This window comes from Kosakonia sp. R1.Fl (assembly GCF_023516815.1).
Taxonomy (GTDB): domain Bacteria; phylum Pseudomonadota; class Gammaproteobacteria; order Enterobacterales; family Enterobacteriaceae; genus Kosakonia.
Window position 1 is genome coordinate 434,476 of record NZ_JAMGSQ010000001.1, and the last position, 17,307, is coordinate 451,782.

Annotated in this window: 14 protein-coding genes and 1 tRNA gene; 4 read left to right on the plus strand and 11 right to left on the minus strand. The window is 52.6% G+C overall.

Translation table 11 applies throughout. The features are described from left to right. Positions 1 to 5: 5 nt before the first annotated feature. From citC to M8Q36_RS02065, 3 genes are read right to left on the minus strand one after another with little or no spacing between them, the layout of a single operon-like run. Entirely contained in the window at positions 6 to 1,025 is a 1,020-nt protein-coding gene (gene citC / locus M8Q36_RS02055) for a [citrate (pro-3S)-lyase] ligase (RefSeq protein WP_249879868.1), read from the minus strand. A gap of 16 nt (positions 1,026 to 1,041) precedes the next feature. Continuing rightward, a complete protein-coding gene (locus M8Q36_RS02060) occupies positions 1,042 to 1,905 on the minus strand; it encodes a fumarylacetoacetate hydrolase family protein (protein ID WP_249879869.1) in 864 nt (287 codons plus the stop codon). Between the two features lie 21 nt (positions 1,906 to 1,926). Continuing rightward, a complete protein-coding gene (locus M8Q36_RS02065) occupies positions 1,927 to 3,291 on the minus strand; it encodes a 2-hydroxycarboxylate transporter family protein (RefSeq protein WP_200553449.1) in 1,365 nt (454 codons plus the stop codon). A gap of 335 nt (positions 3,292 to 3,626) precedes the next feature. Here M8Q36_RS02065 and M8Q36_RS02070 point away from each other — a divergent pair, with 335 nt between their 5' ends. Together M8Q36_RS02070 and M8Q36_RS02075 are read left to right on the plus strand one after the other, a co-directional pair. Then, on the plus strand, positions 3,627 to 5,264 hold the full coding sequence (locus M8Q36_RS02070) for an ATP-binding protein (RefSeq protein WP_249879870.1): 1,638 nt from the start codon (positions 3,627 to 3,629) through the stop codon (positions 5,262 to 5,264). Then, positions 5,254 to 5,946 carry a response regulator gene (locus tag M8Q36_RS02075; protein ID WP_017457553.1) on the plus strand — a complete coding sequence of 231 codons (693 nt, stop codon included), beginning with the start codon at positions 5,254 to 5,256 and terminating at the stop codon, positions 5,944 to 5,946. Before M8Q36_RS02070 ends, M8Q36_RS02075 begins: the two co-directional genes overlap by 11 nt. Before the next feature lie 35 nt (positions 5,947 to 5,981). On the opposite strand, the gene M8Q36_RS02080 is transcribed toward M8Q36_RS02075, so the two are convergent. Then, positions 5,982 to 8,117, minus strand: a complete 2,136-nt coding sequence (locus tag M8Q36_RS02080; RefSeq protein ID WP_249879871.1) for an ornithine decarboxylase — start codon at positions 8,115 to 8,117, stop codon at positions 5,982 to 5,984. Positions 8,118 to 8,516: 399 nt separating this feature from the next. Here M8Q36_RS02080 and M8Q36_RS02085 point away from each other — a divergent pair, with 399 nt between their 5' ends. Both M8Q36_RS02085 and M8Q36_RS02090 read left to right on the plus strand, forming a co-directional pair. After that, positions 8,517 to 9,233, plus strand: coding sequence for a DUF554 domain-containing protein (locus tag M8Q36_RS02085; protein WP_017457551.1), 717 nt, complete (start codon positions 8,517 to 8,519; stop codon positions 9,231 to 9,233). Between the two features lie 105 nt (positions 9,234 to 9,338). Beyond that, positions 9,339 to 9,414: transfer RNA gene (locus tag M8Q36_RS02090), tRNA-Phe, on the plus strand. Between the two features lie 808 nt (positions 9,415 to 10,222). On the opposite strand, the gene M8Q36_RS02095 is transcribed toward M8Q36_RS02090, so the two are convergent. The 7 genes from M8Q36_RS02095 to M8Q36_RS02125 all read right to left on the minus strand — a co-directional run bounded on the left by M8Q36_RS02095 (position 10,223) and on the right by M8Q36_RS02125 (position 17,284). After that, on the minus strand, positions 10,223 to 11,632 hold the full coding sequence (locus M8Q36_RS02095; protein WP_249879872.1) for a VasL domain-containing protein: 1,410 nt from the start codon (positions 11,630 to 11,632) through the stop codon (positions 10,223 to 10,225). A 404-nt stretch (positions 11,633 to 12,036) separates the two neighbouring features. Beyond that, positions 12,037 to 12,474 carry a type VI secretion system baseplate subunit TssE gene (gene tssE, locus M8Q36_RS02100; RefSeq protein WP_017457549.1) on the minus strand — a complete coding sequence of 146 codons (438 nt, stop codon included), beginning with the start codon at positions 12,472 to 12,474 and terminating at the stop codon, positions 12,037 to 12,039. Then, positions 12,474 to 13,019, minus strand: a complete 546-nt coding sequence (gene tssJ / locus M8Q36_RS02105; RefSeq protein ID WP_249879873.1) for a type VI secretion system lipoprotein TssJ — start codon at positions 13,017 to 13,019, stop codon at positions 12,474 to 12,476. The genes tssE and tssJ overlap by 1 nt, the downstream gene beginning before the upstream one ends. Next, complete coding sequence (gene tssG / locus M8Q36_RS02110) at positions 12,997 to 14,082, minus strand: type VI secretion system baseplate subunit TssG (RefSeq protein WP_249879874.1); 1,086 nt, start codon at positions 14,080 to 14,082, stop codon at positions 12,997 to 12,999. Before tssG ends, tssJ begins: the two co-directional genes overlap by 23 nt. After that, positions 14,046 to 15,800: a type VI secretion system baseplate subunit TssF gene (tssF, locus tag M8Q36_RS02115; protein ID WP_249879876.1), complete on the minus strand. Its 1,755-nt coding sequence runs from the start codon at positions 15,798 to 15,800 to the stop codon at positions 14,046 to 14,048. The genes tssG and tssF overlap by 37 nt, the downstream gene beginning before the upstream one ends. Positions 15,801 to 15,867: 67 nt before the next feature. Beyond that, positions 15,868 to 16,137, minus strand: a complete 270-nt coding sequence (locus M8Q36_RS02120) for a hypothetical protein (protein WP_249879877.1) — start codon at positions 16,135 to 16,137, stop codon at positions 15,868 to 15,870. Then, positions 16,130 to 17,284, minus strand: coding sequence for a PAAR domain-containing protein (locus M8Q36_RS02125; protein ID WP_249879878.1), 1,155 nt, complete (start codon positions 17,282 to 17,284; stop codon positions 16,130 to 16,132). The genes M8Q36_RS02120 and M8Q36_RS02125 overlap by 8 nt, the downstream gene beginning before the upstream one ends. Between the last annotated feature and the right edge of the window lie 23 nt (positions 17,285 to 17,307).

Genomic DNA, 17,307 nt, shown 5'->3' on the forward strand with positions numbered 1-17,307 from the left:
GATTTTTAAGCGACTTCCGCGCTGTAATGAGATTCAAGGTGCGCAAAAGTGGTATCCGGTACAATTTCCCGAATACGGGAAAACTGGTGTGTTTTGAGTAAACGACGCACTTCTGAGGCAGAGATGGCGGTGCCGGTCGCTTTAATGCGCGGAACTTCCACCACTTCAACCGCCCCCGCGAGCAACTGATGCATAGTCTGGTTGTACTGGCGGGTGATATCGCAAAACGGTTCGCTGCCGATAAAGCGGTGGGTAACACCAAGCGCCGGGGCAATATGGTTACGGAAGATGAGCAGGTCGATTTCGCTCCACGCCTGCTGCACTTTGCCGGTCTCTTTAAGGAAATAGGCCGGAAAGGTAGCGCGGGAAATAATGTACTGAGAGCCTTCGTGGACCGTGACATTTGGCAGGTGCGCCACGCCCGCTTTCACCATTTTCAGCCGTGCGGAGAAAGGAAAGAACGAGGCATCTTCCCGCACCACAAACAGGTGCAGCCAGTCGCAGGCCTGTGCGGCCTGCTCAACCAGATGCCGATGGCCAAGCGTGAAGGGATTGGCGTTCATCACAATGGAGCCAATGCGCTTTCCGGCAACGCGGCGCGCCTGCAAAGTGCGGCAGTAACGCTGAATGCCAGACGGCGTATTTTCCATTAATATCGCATTGTTACCACTCTGGGCAACCGGCCAAAAGCCGCTATGCTGGAAACGCTCCCGATTGCAAGGGCGCGTGCACAGGAACAGATGAAAATGTCCACGCGCCAGCGCCAGATGCTCAACTTCCGCCAGCAGCCGCGCACTGAGGTTTTCTCCACGCAACTGCTCTTCAACCGCTACACACTTGATGACGTTGGCGGCGAGACCTGCACAACCCACCAGCCGGTTTCCCGACCAGGCTTCAACGAAGGTGGTGATATCGCTGTCCATACCTAAACCACTGTCTGCGAGCAACGCGCGGATAGAGGCCAGCCGTTGAGTATTGCCGTTGACTTCCGCAACGCGGAAGTCGATGGAGGGTCGTGCTTGCATCGTATTGCCTTCGTCCTTAGTGCGCTGCCGTCAGCGCATGGGCTGGCGCATCAATAATCACATTGCTGAGGTGACCGATGTTTTCGATCTCCACTTCGATGCGATCGCCCGCTTTCATGAACAGCGGCGGATTGCGTTTCTTGCCAACACCGCCCGGTGAGCCAGTGATGATGACGTCGCCCGGCGTCAGGCAGGTAAAGGTGCTGATGTACTCGATAAGCTCGGCGACCTTGTGGATCATGCTGGCGGTGTTGTCGTCCTGCACCATGCGACCATTCAACCAGGTGCGGATAGCGAGCTGATGCGGATCGGGGATCTCATCTGCCGTGGTCATCCACGGGCCGAACGCGCCGGTCTGCCGCCAGTTTTTCCCGGCGGTGAACCAGGTGTGCTGCCAGTCACGCGCAGAGCCATCCATGTAGCAGCTGTAACCTGCGACATGACTTAACGCTGCGTCACGAGAGATGTTTTCACCGCCTTTACCGATGATCACCGCCAGCTCACCTTCGTAGTCGAATTCGCTGGAGTGACGCGGTTTGAGCACCGGCGCGTTATGCCCGGTTTGCGAGTCGGCGAAGCGTACAAACAGCGTCGGCGCCGGGTTATGTTGATCAAACTCTTTGCGTTTTTCGGCGTAGTTCATGCCGACGCAGAGAATTTTCCCCGGGTTTTCAATAACCGGCAGGAAGTTGAGATCGTCAAAGCGCAGATCCGTCGCTTCACCGCTCAGCTGTTGTGCCTCACTCAGCGCGTCTGCCGCGAGCAACGATTTCAAATCACCGTAGCGGTCGCCCAGGCGCTGGCCCAGATTGATGACACCATCAGCCTTGACGATGCCGTAGCTACGGATCCCCTGATGGACAAAGCTTGCGAGTTTCATATCAGTTCCTGTAGTGCTTAATCAGACGAGGAAATTGCCAAGAACCAGCAGCGATACCGACACGTTGATCGCACCGCCAATACGGGTGGCAATCTGTGCAAACGGCATCAGGCTCATACGGTTACCGGCAGTCAGGATGGCAACATCCCCTGTACCACCCTGGCCGCTCTGGCAGCAGGAAACGATGGCGACATCAATCGGATGCATGCCAATCTTTTTACCTACGAAGAAACCAGTGGCAACCAGTGCGGAAACGGTACTCACGATCACCAGCAGGTTATCGAGAGTGAAAGCGTGAACCAGCTCTTCCCACGGCGTAATGGCAACGCCCACGGCGAAGAGGATTGGGTAAGTCACGGAGGTCTGGAAGAATTTGTACACCACCTGAGAACCTTCCAGCAGGCGCGGAGAAACACCGTGCGCCAGCTTAACCAGCACGGCGGCAAACAGCATGCCGACCGGTGCAGGCAGGCCAATCAGTTTGTGGCCGAGCATGCCGATCATGTACAGCAACACAGCCAGCAGTGCGCCCGCCGCGATGGTGGTGACATCAGTTTTACCGGAAAACGCAGGGGCAGCCGGCGCTGGTTCATCACCATTGCTGCGGTTTGGCATCAGTTGGCCTTCGCCGGTCAGATGCGGGAAGCGTTTACCCAACTGGTTCAGGCAGCCGGAAATGATGATTGCGGTCAGACCGCCCAGCATCACCATCGGCAGTACACGGCCCAGCGCGACGCCCTGATCCATGTGCAGTAAGGTGGCGTAACCGATAGAGAGCGGAATGGCGCCTTCACCTACACCACCCGCCATGATTGGCAGAATGATAAAGAAGAAGATCTGGAACGGTTCCATACCCAGCGCCAGGCCAACGCCCATACCCACCAGCATGCCAACCACTTCGCCACACACCATCGGGAAGAAGATGCGCAGGAAGCCCTGAATCAGGGTGGTGCGGTTCATGCTCATGATACTGCCGACAATGATGCAGCAGATGTAGAGATAGAGGATGTTGGTTGATTTGTAGAATTTCGTTGTGGACTCGACCACCACGTCCGGCAGCAAACCGTAATAAACCATTGCTGAAGGAATAAAGGTGGCGCAAATCGCCGCTGCGCCCAGTTTGCCCACGATCGGCAGACGTTTACCAAACTCGCCGCAGGCAAAGCCGAAGAACGCTAGCGTCGCCACCATCACGACGATATCGCTCGGCAACTTGCCGCCAAGACAATCGATAGCAATTAACGCACCGGCTAGCAGGAATAATGGCAGTGGAATAATCCCCACTTTCCACGTATCCATAATGTGCCACCACTTATCCTTCAGTGATGTTTTTTGAATCGCCAGCGATTCAGAGGTAACAGAGAATGAATCGTCAGTTGTGCTCATAATTAAGCCCCTTGGTTATTTTGTGCCTGTAGAGTAAAGGGCTAAATGCATACTTTATGTGAGGAATAGCATATTAAAACCGGAGTTTTAATGGCTCCTATGGTTTTTAAGGTTTCTTTTATTTTGTGTGATTTACGCCTTAATTATTGGCGTGGTTTTTATGGTTTTTTTAAATAGAAACACAAGTTAATAACATTTCCAAAAAAGAATATTTAACAGACCATTTTTCCGCTTCAGTACTGGCTGTGCAAGGGATCACAAGTTTCCAGTAAACTGCGTACGCGTGCGCAAAAAGATGCTACATTGGCGCTTTGCTGGCTGCTGTGCGAACCGTCATGAAAGTCTCTTTCCAAATCAAACTTTTTATTTCGCTGGTGCTTTTTTTCTCCGGCTTGTTCGTTCTGCTTGGCATTTATTATTACAAGGATGTCGGTCGCCAGCTATATCAGGAAATGAGCGCACGAGCAAAAATACAGGCTGAGGAAATAGCCATTATTCCGAATTTACGCCAGTCGGTTGCCGATAAAGATATTCGAGCTATCGCGCAATTTATGCATAAAGTGGTGGCGCATAGCGATGCAAGCTTTATTGTTATCGGCGATAACAAAGGCATGCATTTATTTCATTCAGTCGATTCTGATGTGGTCGGAAAAACATTAGTGGGTGACGATAATACCGAGGTGTTGCACGGGAAAAGCATCACCACTATCCGCAAAGGCGGGTTGGGTATTTCGTTACGCAGTAAGGCGCCGATTTTTGATGAGGCCGGGCGCGTTATCGGGATTGTGTCGGTGGGGTATCTGACCAGTTATCTCGATACCATCACGCTCGGTAAAGTGATCAACATTTTTATTGCCGCTGTATTGCTGCTGGCAGCGCTGTTTATTTTTTCCTGGTTCTTTACCCGCAGCATTAAAAAACAGATCTTCTCCCTTGAGCCACGGGAGATTGGTCTGCTGGTGCGCCAGCAAAAGGCGATGATGGAATCGATCTACGAAGGGGTGATCGCGATTGACAGCGAACTGCGCATTGAAGTGATCAATCAGGCCGCACGCAAACTTCTGGAGTTACGCCAGCCGACGCGCGAGCTGCGCGGGCAAACCATCGATGAAGTCATTGCCCCGGTACGGTTTTTTGACCGTTCGATGATGCTGGAAAACGACACGCACGATGAGATTTGCCGTTTTAATCAGTTAACGGTGATTGCCAGCCGGGTACGCATCATGCTGGAGAATAAATTGCAGGGCTGGGTGATTACCTTTCGCGATCGTAACGAGATAGACACGTTGAGCGCGCAACTCAGCCAGGTGAAGCGCTATGTTGATAACCTGCGCATTATGCGCCACGAGCAACTGAACCGCATGAACACACTCTCTGGCCTGCTGCATATGGAGCGCTACGATGAAGCTGTGCGCTACATCCAGGCGCAGTCAGAGCACGCGCAGGAGTTGCTGGACTTTATCTCTTCGCGTTTTAGCTCGCCGACGCTGTGCGGTTTGCTGCTGGGGAAAGCGGCACGCGCCCGTGAAAAAGGTGTCGAACTGGCCTTTGATCCGCTGTGTCAGATGGACAGAGCCTGCCGGTTGTTGGGTGAAGCGGAGCTTATCTCAATCATCGGTAATCTCCTGGATAACGCTATTGAAGCAACCCAGCGCGCCACGCTGCCTCACGAACCGGTTGAAGTGCTGATTTTGCTGAACGAACGGGAGTTGATTATTGAAGTGGCGGATCGCGGTATCGGCATTGATCCAGCGATTCGTGATCATATTTTTGAACGCGGGATGACCACCAAGCGCAGTGGCGATCATGGCATTGGTCTGTACCTGATTGCCAGCTATGTCACGCAAGTGGGCGGATCGATTGAGGTCTCCGCTAACACGCCTCGCGGCACAATTTTCTCTTTGTTTATTCCTGAAACGGGTAACGTACCGCGTCCCGTGCCGACCCTAGAAGATCAGAATTATGCAACATGAACTGATAGACGTGCTGATAGTAGAAGATGAAAACACGCTTGCGCAGCTTAATGCGGAACTGGTCAGCAGACACCCGCGCTTGCGCCTGGTTGGCATTGCCTCGTCGCTTGCCGAAGCGCGGGAGTTATTGAGCAACACGCAACCACAGTTAGTGTTACTGGATAACTACCTGCCGGATGGCAAAGGCATTACCCTTATTAACGATCCGCAGATTATTCGCGCGAACTGCTCGGTGATTTTCATTACTGCCGCCAGTGATATGGATACCTGTAGCCAGGCGATCCGTAATGGCGCGTTCGACTATATCCTCAAACCCGTGTCGTGGAAGCGGTTGAGCCAGTCGCTGGAGCGCTTTGTGCAATTCGCCGAGCAGCAACGCGTGTGGAAAATTGTCGACCAACAGAACGTGGACTCGCTTTACCAGTTACAGGCAAAGAATTTCCGCCAGGATAATGGCAGTAAAGGCATTGAAGAGAGTACGCTGGCGCTGATTCAGAAACTGTTTGCCGACGAGATCGCGCGCTGTTTCTCCGTCGATGAAGTGGTGAGCGAAACGGGGTTGAGCAAAACCACCACCCGGCGCTATCTGGAACACTGCGTGGAAGCCGGGTTTCTGGCGGTGGAGATGCAGTACGGGAAAATTGGCCACCCGAGGCGCATGTACCGCCGGGTGGCTGCGTGAAATTGCCCCTCACCGTGCGGTCGAGGGGCTAAAAACTACTTCAGTACATAACCGTACAGGCGTTTAATGCCATCGGTGTCGGTCTCCGAATAAACGCCCTGTAGCTCCGGTGAAAAGCCCGGCAGCAGATTGACGCCCTCTTCCAGCGCGAGGAAGTAGCGCTGCACCGCCCCGCCCCACACTTCTCCCGGCACCACGCAGAGCACGCCCGGCGGATAAGGCAGCGCACCTTCGGCGGCGATACGCCCTTCCGCCTTACTGATGCGCACCAGCTCAACATTACCGCGAATAAACTCGCTGTTGGCATCCTGTGGATTCATCACTACCGCTGGCAGGCTGGCTTTGCGGAACATCGCCTTTTGCAGATCTTTTACATCAAAACTCACGTACAGATCGTGCATCTCCTGGCACAGCTCACGCAGCGTGTAGTCGCGATAACGTACCGGATATTTATTAAATATGGTTGGCAGCACGTCAGCCAGCGGTGTGTCGTCTTCAATATGTTGTTCGAACTGGGCGAGCATCGCCACCAGCTGCGCCATCTTCTCGGCACTTTCGGCCGGCGTCAGCAGGAACAGGATCGAGTTGAGATCGCACTTCTCCGGCACAATGCCATTTTCACGCAGATAGTGCGCCAGAATGGTGGCCGGAATGCCAAACTCGGTATATTCGCCCGTTTCAACATCGATGCCTGGCGTGGTCAGCAGCAGTTTGCAGGGATCAACAAAGTATTGCTCGTGCGCATAACCTTCAAAACCGTGCCATTTATCACCCGGCTCAAAGCTGAAGAAGCGCCGCTCGCGGGCGATCACTTCTGTCGGGTGATCCTGCCACGGTCGCCCGGCGATCTCCGGCGGCACAAAGGGTTTGATCATCTTACAGTTCGCGATGATCGCTTTGCGCGCTTCAATGCCCAGCGCCACGCATTCTGCCCACAGCCGGCGTCCGCTCTCGCCCTGATGGATCTTGGCGTTAACATCCAGTGCGGCAAATAACGGATAAAACGGGCTGGTTGACGCATGCAGCATAAAGGCGTTATTCAGCCGCTTATGCGGGCAAAAGCGTGCCTGTCCGCGCAGATGGTTATCTTTTTTGTGGATCTGCGAGGTTTGTGAGAACCCGGCCTGCTGCTTGTGCACCGACTGGGTGACAAAAATGCCCGGATCATTCTCGTTCAGCTCCAGCAGCAGCGGCGAGCAGTCGGCCATCATCGGGATAAATTGCTCATACCCTACCCAGGCCGAATCAAACAGAATGTAGTCACACAGGCTGCCGATCTTGTCGATCACCTGCCGTGCGTTGTAGATCGTGCCGTCGTAAGTCCCAAGCTGGATCACCGCCAGACGGAACGGACGTGGCTGTTCTGCCTTTTCCGGCGCGACTTCGCGGATCAGCTCGCGCAGGTAAGTTTCGTCAAAGCAGTGATCGTCAATGCCACCAATAAAACCAAACGGGTTACGCGCCGCTTCCAGATAAACCGGCGTTGCACCAGCCTGGATCAACGCACCGTGATGGTTGGATTTGTGGTTATTACGATCGAACAGCACCAGATCGCCCCGCGTCAGCAGCGCATTGGTCACCACTTTGTTGGCGGCAGAAGTGCCGTTCAACACAAAGTAGGTTTTATCGGCGTTGAATACCTTCGCGGCAAACTTCTGCGCGTGTTTGGCCGACCCTTCGTGGATCAGCAAATCGCCAAGCTTGACGTCGGCGTTGCACATGTCGGCGCGAAATACGTTCTCGCCGAAGAATTCGTAAAACTGGCGGCCCGCCGGGTGCTTTTTAAAGAACTCGCCGTGCTGATGACCGGGGCAGGCAAACGTGCTGTTGTCCATTTCGACATACTGGCGCAGCGTATCGAAAAATGGCGGTAGCAGATTATCTTCATAATCACAGGCGGCGGTTTCCAGCTCCAGCCAGTCCTGATCCTTACCGCCGATCACCGCTGTCACGCCCTGCGGCGCACTCTCCGGCTCTTGAGTGAACAAAAAAACCGGCAGGTTAAACCCCGTCCGTTTGAGTAACGCAAGAATGCCGCTGCGACTCTCCGCTAATGTCATGACGACTGCCGCCACATCCGTAAAATCGGTACTGTCCAGCGTCACCACTTCGCGGTGGGTGGAAAGCGCAGATATCAGCTCGCGGCTGACGGCAATTTTCATTGATTTCATAAGCACGAATACCCGTTTCAGGGGAGTAAAAGACCCCGGACAAAGCAGTTGCTTCGCCCAACGAACGTGTCTGACTGGAACCAGCTCCGACCGCCAGACATCAGTAAAAGCAGACAGCTTCTGATCTTACTGTTGTCCTACAGTGAGCGTGCGTTACCCTCACCGCATGGTGAGTGAAGTATGGGGGAAAATGACACGGGTACCTGAAGGCATGCAGGTGCAAAACGCGTGACAAACAGTAGTCATGTACGTCATCTGGCAGCTCCCGTAAGGTGGAATAAAATTCGCGCAATCATGTCACCTTTCCCAAAGAGGCGCAACCGGGCCGGGCGTGGTCGCGCATAAAAATGCTATTCTACGCGGCATATTATTCAGTTATATGAAATACAGGAGTGACTCGTGCTGACAGGTCCTTTTATTAACGCCGCCGCGGTATTAATTGGCGGCACCCTTGGCGCGTTGCTCAGCCACCGCCTGCCCGAGCGTATCCGTTCCTCCATGCCTTCAATTTTCGGCCTTGCATCGCTGGGTATCGGTATTTTGCTGGTGATCAAATGCGTGAATTTGCCGGTGATGGTGCTCGCCACGCTGGTCGGCACGTTAATTGGCGAACTTTGTTACGTCGAGCGTGGTATCAGCGGCGGTGTAAACGCGCTACGTAATCTGCTGCAAAAACGCAAAGACGGGGATGCCAACAGCGCTCACGAGTCGTTTATTCAGAGCCTGGTGGCAATCATTATTCTGTTCTGCGCCAGCGGCACCGGGATTTTTGGTTCCATGCGCGAAGGGATGACCGGCGATCCAAGTATTCTTATCGCCAAAGCTTTTCTCGATTTCTTTACCGCCGTGATCTTCGCGACTTCGCTCGGTTTTGCTGTCGCGATGATTTCCGTGCCGATGCTGATTATCCAGCTTACTCTCGCCACCTGCGCAACGCTGATCCTGCCGCTGACCACGCCCGCCATGATGGGTGATTTCACCGCCGTTGGCGGCATCCTGCTGCTGGCGACCGGGTTACGCATCTGCGGTATTAAGATGTTTGCCGTGGCGAATATGCTGCCCGCGCTGGTGATTGCAATGCCGATTTCTGCCCTGTGGACAGCATTTTTTGCCTGAGCGAACGTGCATTATGCACAAAGTGGTGATAGATTGTGCAGTCCGCAGCGAATTGAAGAAATTTCGTTGACGGAGCGCGGCGAATCAGGTTTAATGCGCCCCGTTGCCCGGATAGCTCAGTCGGTAGAGCAGGGGATTGAAAATCCCCGTGTCCTTGGTTCGATTCCGAGTCCGGGCACCACTTATTCAGAGAACCCAGCCTATGGCTGGGTTTTTGCTTTTGGCGATACGGACTCTCCATCGAACTGCGTTCGATTATTCGCCGCAAGCGGCTCACCCCTTCGGGGCCAGCGCGACAAGCGCGCTGTTCAACGCCTGACGGCGTTAGTCCGAGTCCGGGCACCACTTATTCAGAGAACCCAGCCTATGGCTGGGTTTTTGCTTTTGGCGATACGGACTCTCCATCGAACTGCGTTCGATTATTCGCCGCAAACCTCTTGCCTCATCCAGAACTGACAATCAGAGCGCGTTGGACAAAAGACGCGATGGGATCTTACCCCCTGAATTTGCCCCTGCCCTTTAGGAAACATCGCTAAAAGTTGTCGAATAATACCGAAACCTGTGCCAGGATTTTGTCGCGAAAAAGCACGTCCGAAGGGTTTTCAGTCCCCCTCCTGCGAGCGGTATGAAACTAAAGGAAAGGTTAAAAAATGCATACATTAGGATTTATCATCGGGGCAGCACTGGTTATCTTTATTTATATGGCGCTGAAAAAAAAGCGTAATGCGAAAGCGGATAACGCAACGAAAAAGCAGGACTAAGCAGAAAGTTGCCGTAACACCGCATAGCCATAATCAGTAGCAACTGCTGTGTTACGGTGCGCAAACGCGTTGAAAAAAAATTGCTGCAAATATAAATAGCCCGCCTTAGGTTCGTGCACTTTTTGAACTCCCGACCAAATGTGGCGCAATCTTCTGCATGGAGAACCCGCCGTTCTCTTCCTCACCAAAAGTTGTTTCCTTAATCGCTCAGGGGCCTGGATTTGCCGATTATTTGTGCAGCAACGTCGTGACAGGTGTGCTGTTTTTCATCTGCCACAGTGTATAAATCTGTGACCGTAGATGTTGTTCCAGTAGCCGGATAAGTTGCTGACGCAGAGGAGAACCAACTGGCAATAAATTAATCTGACGAAGCTGTTCCTCCGCCGGTTCAGTCTGCTGAAAGCTGGTCATCATGCCAAAGACGGATGACTTCAGCTCACTGACCGTCATGTATTTACCCTTGTGCCCATCCAGCCCACTTAGTTGGTTACTCAGTTGCTGTAGCTTCACCATCCCTTGATGCCAGCCATTCAGATTTTCTGTTGGTATGCCGGCAGCGTTCAATTGCCGAAACCACTTCTGCGTCAGCGGCTTAGCCTGCTCAGGCCAGAGCGACTGGGCCTGTTCGACCAGTTGACGGCTGTAGTCAATATTCCAGTCCGGCGACAACTGACCTAAGCGCACGAGCTGCTGCTGCGTGTCTGCGAACAAGGATTGCGGTATGGGAGTGTGCTGATACAGCGTATCAAGTTGCGCGGGTGTGAGTGTCGCGGGTAACGGTGCCAGCGATGCAGCAAGCTGAGCCTGCAATGGGTCAGGTCGATATAAGACATGCCAGCCCCACACCGTTACCGCACTGATTACCAGCATGGTGCACATACCGGCGGCAAAGGATTTCCACTTTTTTTCCTGTACCGGTAGCGCCGCCAGCACATCCACGTTCGGCTGATATTCGGGCCGTGCAACATAAACCCAATTAACCGAGTTGGTCGGCCCGTTCTTTTCTGTAACAGGAGCATCAGGCAAAGCATCACTTAATATTCCTGCGTTATTCATTACTGTCGCAGGCAGCACGACACCAGTCTGAATAGCTACACCAGAGTCGGATGCGCCATCACTATTTTCCAGCCGAACAGCACTGTTATGTATCATCAATCGCAAAGTATCGAGCTGGCTCAGGTGCTTAAGTTCCAGGCGCTGTAGCACCGCGCCGAGATTCATTAGCTGTTGCTCAGCCCGATATAACTGGCTGAGGTCGCTGTAGTTCAGCGCTAGCGCGCGCATCCGTTGCTGCAGGCGCTGGCTCAGGTTGCTGAGAATTTCCATGCGGGCGTGTACAGGCTGCGGCCAGAACCCTCCCCACTGATGACTTATCAGGGCCTCCAGTATTGCCAGGCCTTCATTCAGACCGAATAATCCGGCCAGTTGCGTCCGGGCAAGCGTATACCAGGCGGCCGTTTGCAATTCCACGCCATTTTGCTCAAACAGTGAGAGACAGAGCTTTTCTACATACCGCCAGTTCACGTCCGGGCGCGCCGGATGACTTAGCTTACTCAGCTCATCGCGCAAGTTGGCATAATCCGGCAGTGTACGCGGGTCGCTACCGGTTTTGATTTTACGGGGGGAAATGTCATTCATGACAGATATCCATTTAGCTTGTATAGAACAGAAGGTTTGGAAGGCATTATCAACAAAGGAGCTCATATCTGAGATCGCATACGCAAGCCGTGCTTTGCACGGTGGGAAATGGATTCGGCACGAGAATATTGCTGGGGGTACGTCCTGAATTTTTGTTCAAGATATAAACGCTAGCATTCAAGCTTTTTATCTGTCCGCGCCTTCTGCGTGACGCTGTGTTTCATATCGCATTAGCCACTCTTCCATCTGTTCCTGACACGGTTACATTCACTGGCGAAATGTAGCGATAGCTGCCAGGCGCTCACTGATGAACGAAGCAGAGAGGGATTGTTGGGACGGTCACTTTTGCAGGAATTGTGATTTTACGAACACTATCTTCCCTGGCCTTACGTACGGGTTGTCGTTTAGAGATACTGCTGTTGCTTAAGGTGTCGCAACAGAACCCGCCCTTCGGGTTTAAAATCTGTTCCATAACGCACCAGGCCAATACCTTTGAGTTCAGCGTCTATGGCATAACGCAGTTCACCGGGGATTTCCTGCTCCAGTAGTACGACGGCGATTTTTTTCAGGCGTGGCTCATATTTGAGCAGGACGGCGGAGAGGGTTCCCATCAGTACATGCGCCGTCCCCGGCATGCCCTCGAGGATTTTGGTCATGTCAGGCAGTCCATAGTCCGGCAGGTGCGCCAATGTGCCTGCACGACAGTTAAGAACGCGCTGCATATTGTCCAGTACGGAAAGTATGACCTGATTTTCTTCATTGACCTGCTGAAGATTGAGGCCACCGACGAAATTGCCGGTGAGCATTTCATATAAAGAAGGAGAGTTTTGGCTGTGAGACATTATTCGTCCTTTACCGGTAGCAGCCTGAGAGAGTTATTCCCGGCTTCAACCACCCGGGGGGTATCCGGAACGAGTTCTTCACGGTTTATCTTCAGCTTCCATGTATTTTTCACCAGATCGGGTTGCCGGAACAACCCAGCCACGGCCACGTAATTCGCGTCCTTTTCCAGTGGCATATCGAGCAGCACGTCTCCGCCCGGTTTAAGCACGACATCGCGGGTAGCCAAAAGATCAGTTCCGAGCACCTTTTCACCGTCGTTCAGTAGCTGCTGGTACACACTTTGGTCGAAGGTTTTGTGGTCTTTAAGCTGATAAATCCGCACAAGAACCGATTCAGACAGCACGTTGTTCTCACGGGTATCAGTGTTCAGTGCTTCACGAGCCGTGAAATCCAGGTGTAGCACCTTAATCTTTTTGTAGAACACGGCGTTAAATGCCGATTTAGTGCCATCAGTAACGCCCTGCGTCACTCCGCAGCCCGCCAGATTGAAAGCCAGCACAGGCAGTAGCCAGAACGCGACCTTAGTTAAATTTGTACGTAACACGTCGGTTTCCTTGTTGTGTTTTCGCAGGTTCCAGTCCTGTGTAGTAGCCCAACTCTATCGTAAAGCTCTGCGGAATATCGTCCGGAAGTTCATCACCTTCCACACCGAGTACACCGTTTATCCCGAGCCAGAAAGAGCCTTCGCCCAACGGCATGAAAGCCAGCAGGTGGCTACAAATGGTCAGGGTAATTTTTGCCCTGAATCGCCAGCCCAGGTATACCCGCAGCATAACCAGCAAATCCTGATACAGCAGGCCATTCGGCCTCCAGCCCTGCGATTCCTGTTCGTTATCCGTGGAAAGAGCAATCAGCAGTTGGCTGTTGGCATCCAGCACTTCGTCGCCAAGCGGCGTATTGCCATCCAGCAGAAAATCCTCATCGCCGTAAAAGCCCATAGGTTTACTCACTTCTACCGGGCGCAGACAGTAAGGGCTGACCTGCACGGTGGTATCCGGAGCCAGCAGGCTAACCAGTGCTTGTATCCCCTCCTGGGTTTTACCCGGCTGGCGCAACACGCCAAGCAGAGCCAGAAAGCGTGATACTGGCGTGGCAATATGTTCAGCCGTGCCGGGAATACCCAGCCCCACCAGCCCCAGCAATGACTGTGAGATATTGTCGGTGCCGCCACGTTCAAACGTGGCCGGATAAGAATACTTGCGCCAGATGCGGTAGAACTGCGTCAGAATGCGGTGGTTAAAGATATCCAGGAAACCCTGCAGCGCCTCATGTCCTTCCCGACGCTGAGTAATATCATCGAGATATGCCGTCGGCAGAGGGGAATCTACGCCGTACAATCCCATAAATGTGGTACGGATGATCGGCGGTTTGCTGCCATCGTCTTCATCGTATTCAATCGCCTTCAGCTCACTGACCGGAAATCCCATCCCTGGATGCGGCGCAAAGCGCACCGGGTCATCTGCCGGGTGGCTGGTTGAACCCATCAACGACTTGTCCGGATTCCGTTTCTCCAGTAACTGACAGAAACGATAGAAATTGATCCGGTTGAGGTCAGCCTCCAGTCGCGCGGTCAGCCGGGAATACGGCGATTGTGCTTCTCTTCCCATTCCAGACGTTCTCCGGTCGGTTGCAGGATAATAATCAGGCGATTAAACAGGTAAATGTCGGTATAGAGCGCAAAGAAGCGACTCAGCATCTCGCCGAACAGACAGATGTCGCCACGCCCGGCAAAACCGTGGCTGTCCAACATCACTTCTATCTGTACACCGCGCACCAGGTAGCCCTGCTCAAAGCGCTCAGTTTCGCTGTGTTTCACATCGATGATGCTCTCCAGACGGCGGCGGTTCATCTCACGGTTGGTCCACTCATACAACGCAAGGGTGCCACGCAGCACATCGGCATTATCCATCATCGAAAGAAACCCGCTGCCGAGGTGGCTGAGCACACGCCAGTGAAACCTGTCCTGTGCCGGCGGATAACAGGGAAGCGTCGGGGCGCAAAGGTTGCGAACAGCAATGCTGACCGAGGTGGTTTTCATCACCGTGTCGAGCACGGTACTCTGCAGCGCGCGGCGAGGTAACTGACCATTGGTGCCGGTGAGTGTCAGAGAAAGGCTTTCATCTTCCGGGATGGTATGGTTATCAAAGGCTTCACCACCGAGAATAAGCCAGGTGTTATGCAACCCGGATGGACCACGACGCACACGGGTGTGCCAGTAATATTCCGGTGCCTCATGGCGCATCATTCCCCCCTTGTGGCGAAAGCTCGTGAAGGGGACGTAGGTATGCTGGCTGGATGACATCACCGAATCCACCGCATAAATCTCTGTGTGACCATCCTGCACACGCATCGGGCGCAACATGTATTCCGTCTGCAATCCGTTGAGTGTTAGCGGGTCTGACTCCAGCGGAAACAGGTTGATCACCGGTACACAGTTGAGACGCAAGTGCTTTTCAGTGAAGCTGAAGTCATGCTCCCAGCGCTCAGCCAGGACCACATCTATTTCAAACCAGGAGAGATCAGCCGGAAAGGCGACGGCCTCCAGCCCTCGCAGCCCGGTGAACATGAATTTCTCGCGAAAGGTGAAATACTCAAGTAGCAGCTGATAGCCACTGAAACTACTCTCCCCCTTCGGCCACAGAGCATCATCATCACCAAACCCGAGCGCGGTGAAATACCCATCAAGCGGTCTTCTCTCCACATCACCGGACATCCGCAACCACAGACGGGCAATATTCAGGGTAAAAGCTTCATGCATGGCGCAGGCCAGCGGTGTGTCAGCATTGAAGTAAAACGGGATCAGGCTGAGATCGATACGGCTCCAGTCTGCAAGTTGACTACAGTTAAAGCGCAACGTAATCACCGACCGGCCATCAGGATCGGTTATCAGACTTGCGTGCTCAAGCGACAGCGGCTGAAGGGTGATATCTTTGGTGGTGGTGTACCGGCAGCGGGTGCCCTTTTCACCGATCGGCCGCGAGTTCACCTCGAAACCTTTGACGATACGCATCTGCTCCTTCATTTCACGCCAGTCGGGAGTGAACTCCACCACGGACATCGACGGTATGGTACGCAGGTAATGGGGCCACAGCAGGCTGACCAATCCTTCGGTCAACTCCGGCAGGTCATCGTCGAGCTTCTCGCGCAGCCGCCCCATGAGGAAAGCAAAGCCCTCAAACAAGCGCTCCACATACGGGTCACGGGCACCAGCCTTATCGAGGTTCAGCATTGCCGCCTGCTCAGGATGAGCACGGGCAAATTCTTCACCCGCTTCCAGCAGGTAACGCATTTCAGCGTCGTAATAACGCAGGGTTAAATCATCCATAGATAACCAATATGATTGAGTGACTTACAGTGTTCAGGAATAAAGCGAAGCCATAACAGCCTGCAACTTATTGAGATCGTACCGGCTGATCTTTATTACTTGAGCGTTTAAAAACCAGGAGAAAGACAATATAAATAACAATAAAAGCAATATTCGATGTAGCGAAGAATAACCAGACCATAGAGTAAGTTTCGTCAACCAGATAATCCAGATGCGTTCCAATTAACACGGATTCGTAAGTGTATTTGATATCCATAAATGACAGGGAAAGAACCGCTGTACTGACCAGTAAAAATAAGGCTACGGGCACAAAAGCAATCAGTAGAGGTTTAATCATTCTCAAATCCCTGGGACTGGCTGAATGTTGTGGGGGCATAACCGCTCGAACCTTTTCCGGCGAACCCACTTATTTTGCCTATTGCCCCGGCAGTTTCATTACCGCTGCCTGCACCTTCAATTTCCTTATAATTTGAAGCGTTATGATAGTTGCCCTTAAATTCGTCAGTCATTCTCATTATTCGCATATCAGCTGGATTTACAGCTAACTCCTCCAGATAAGCATTCAGGGACGATGGGATCGCAAAGTCTTCACTGTAACCAAAAGAGTCAAGCAGGCTCACGTTAAATATTCCGGTACCTGCTTTTTTAAGTCCCGTTACTGACGTTGTAGTACAGTTGTTGACTACCAGGTTATATCTATCAATAACACGTCCATTTTCTTTTATCTCCGCACTGGTATTTTTTCCATCAGGGTGAACGCTACTGGATGCCCATAAAGCATTAAATATTGATAGCGTGTTGGATTCATCAACATCCAGTATTTTAAAAACTGACGCCATCATTCGATAAAGTTCTTTTGTGTAAAACCTTTCCGCTCTTTCGCTGGAATATTTAATCAACACACCTTCACCTACAGGACTAAATCCTTCCTGATCATATCGTCCATAGGTGAACACATGGATCATATTTTTAATATGTATTGAAACGAAAGCATGTCCTGCACCCTGGGTTTCTGTCCAAAGAAAAACGCCATCGCTCAGTTCATTCGGTTCTGCAATACACATTCCCGCAAGGTCATTTTGACCAGACTGACTACTATCAATGCCCGGAGCTAACATCGTATCAGCCCGTAAGCCAGCCAGAAACGCCTTAGAAACATCATCCGTTCCAGATCCTCCTGCAGTTGAAATTGCTCCAGCCGAACTCTTCTCGTATGTATCATCCATCATCGATGGAATAAACTTCGCCTTACACGGGCAGGTACTGTAGCTGTCGAGTGTTCCGGCCATTCGCCTGCCGTGTATGGTATCGTTGTCGATGCCACCGGCTATCCTGTAAAGCCCGGCATGTTTTCCACAGGTCACGCTGTCCTGTTCCCGGGCAACAGGTCTATCAAACAGCGTATGATCCTCTGCACCTGTGATAATTCTCCCGCCGCAGGTCGTTTTGTCGCCCTGCACCAGATAAAAGCCTTCTGCTGACATAACTTCCCTTTTTGCTAAATTCA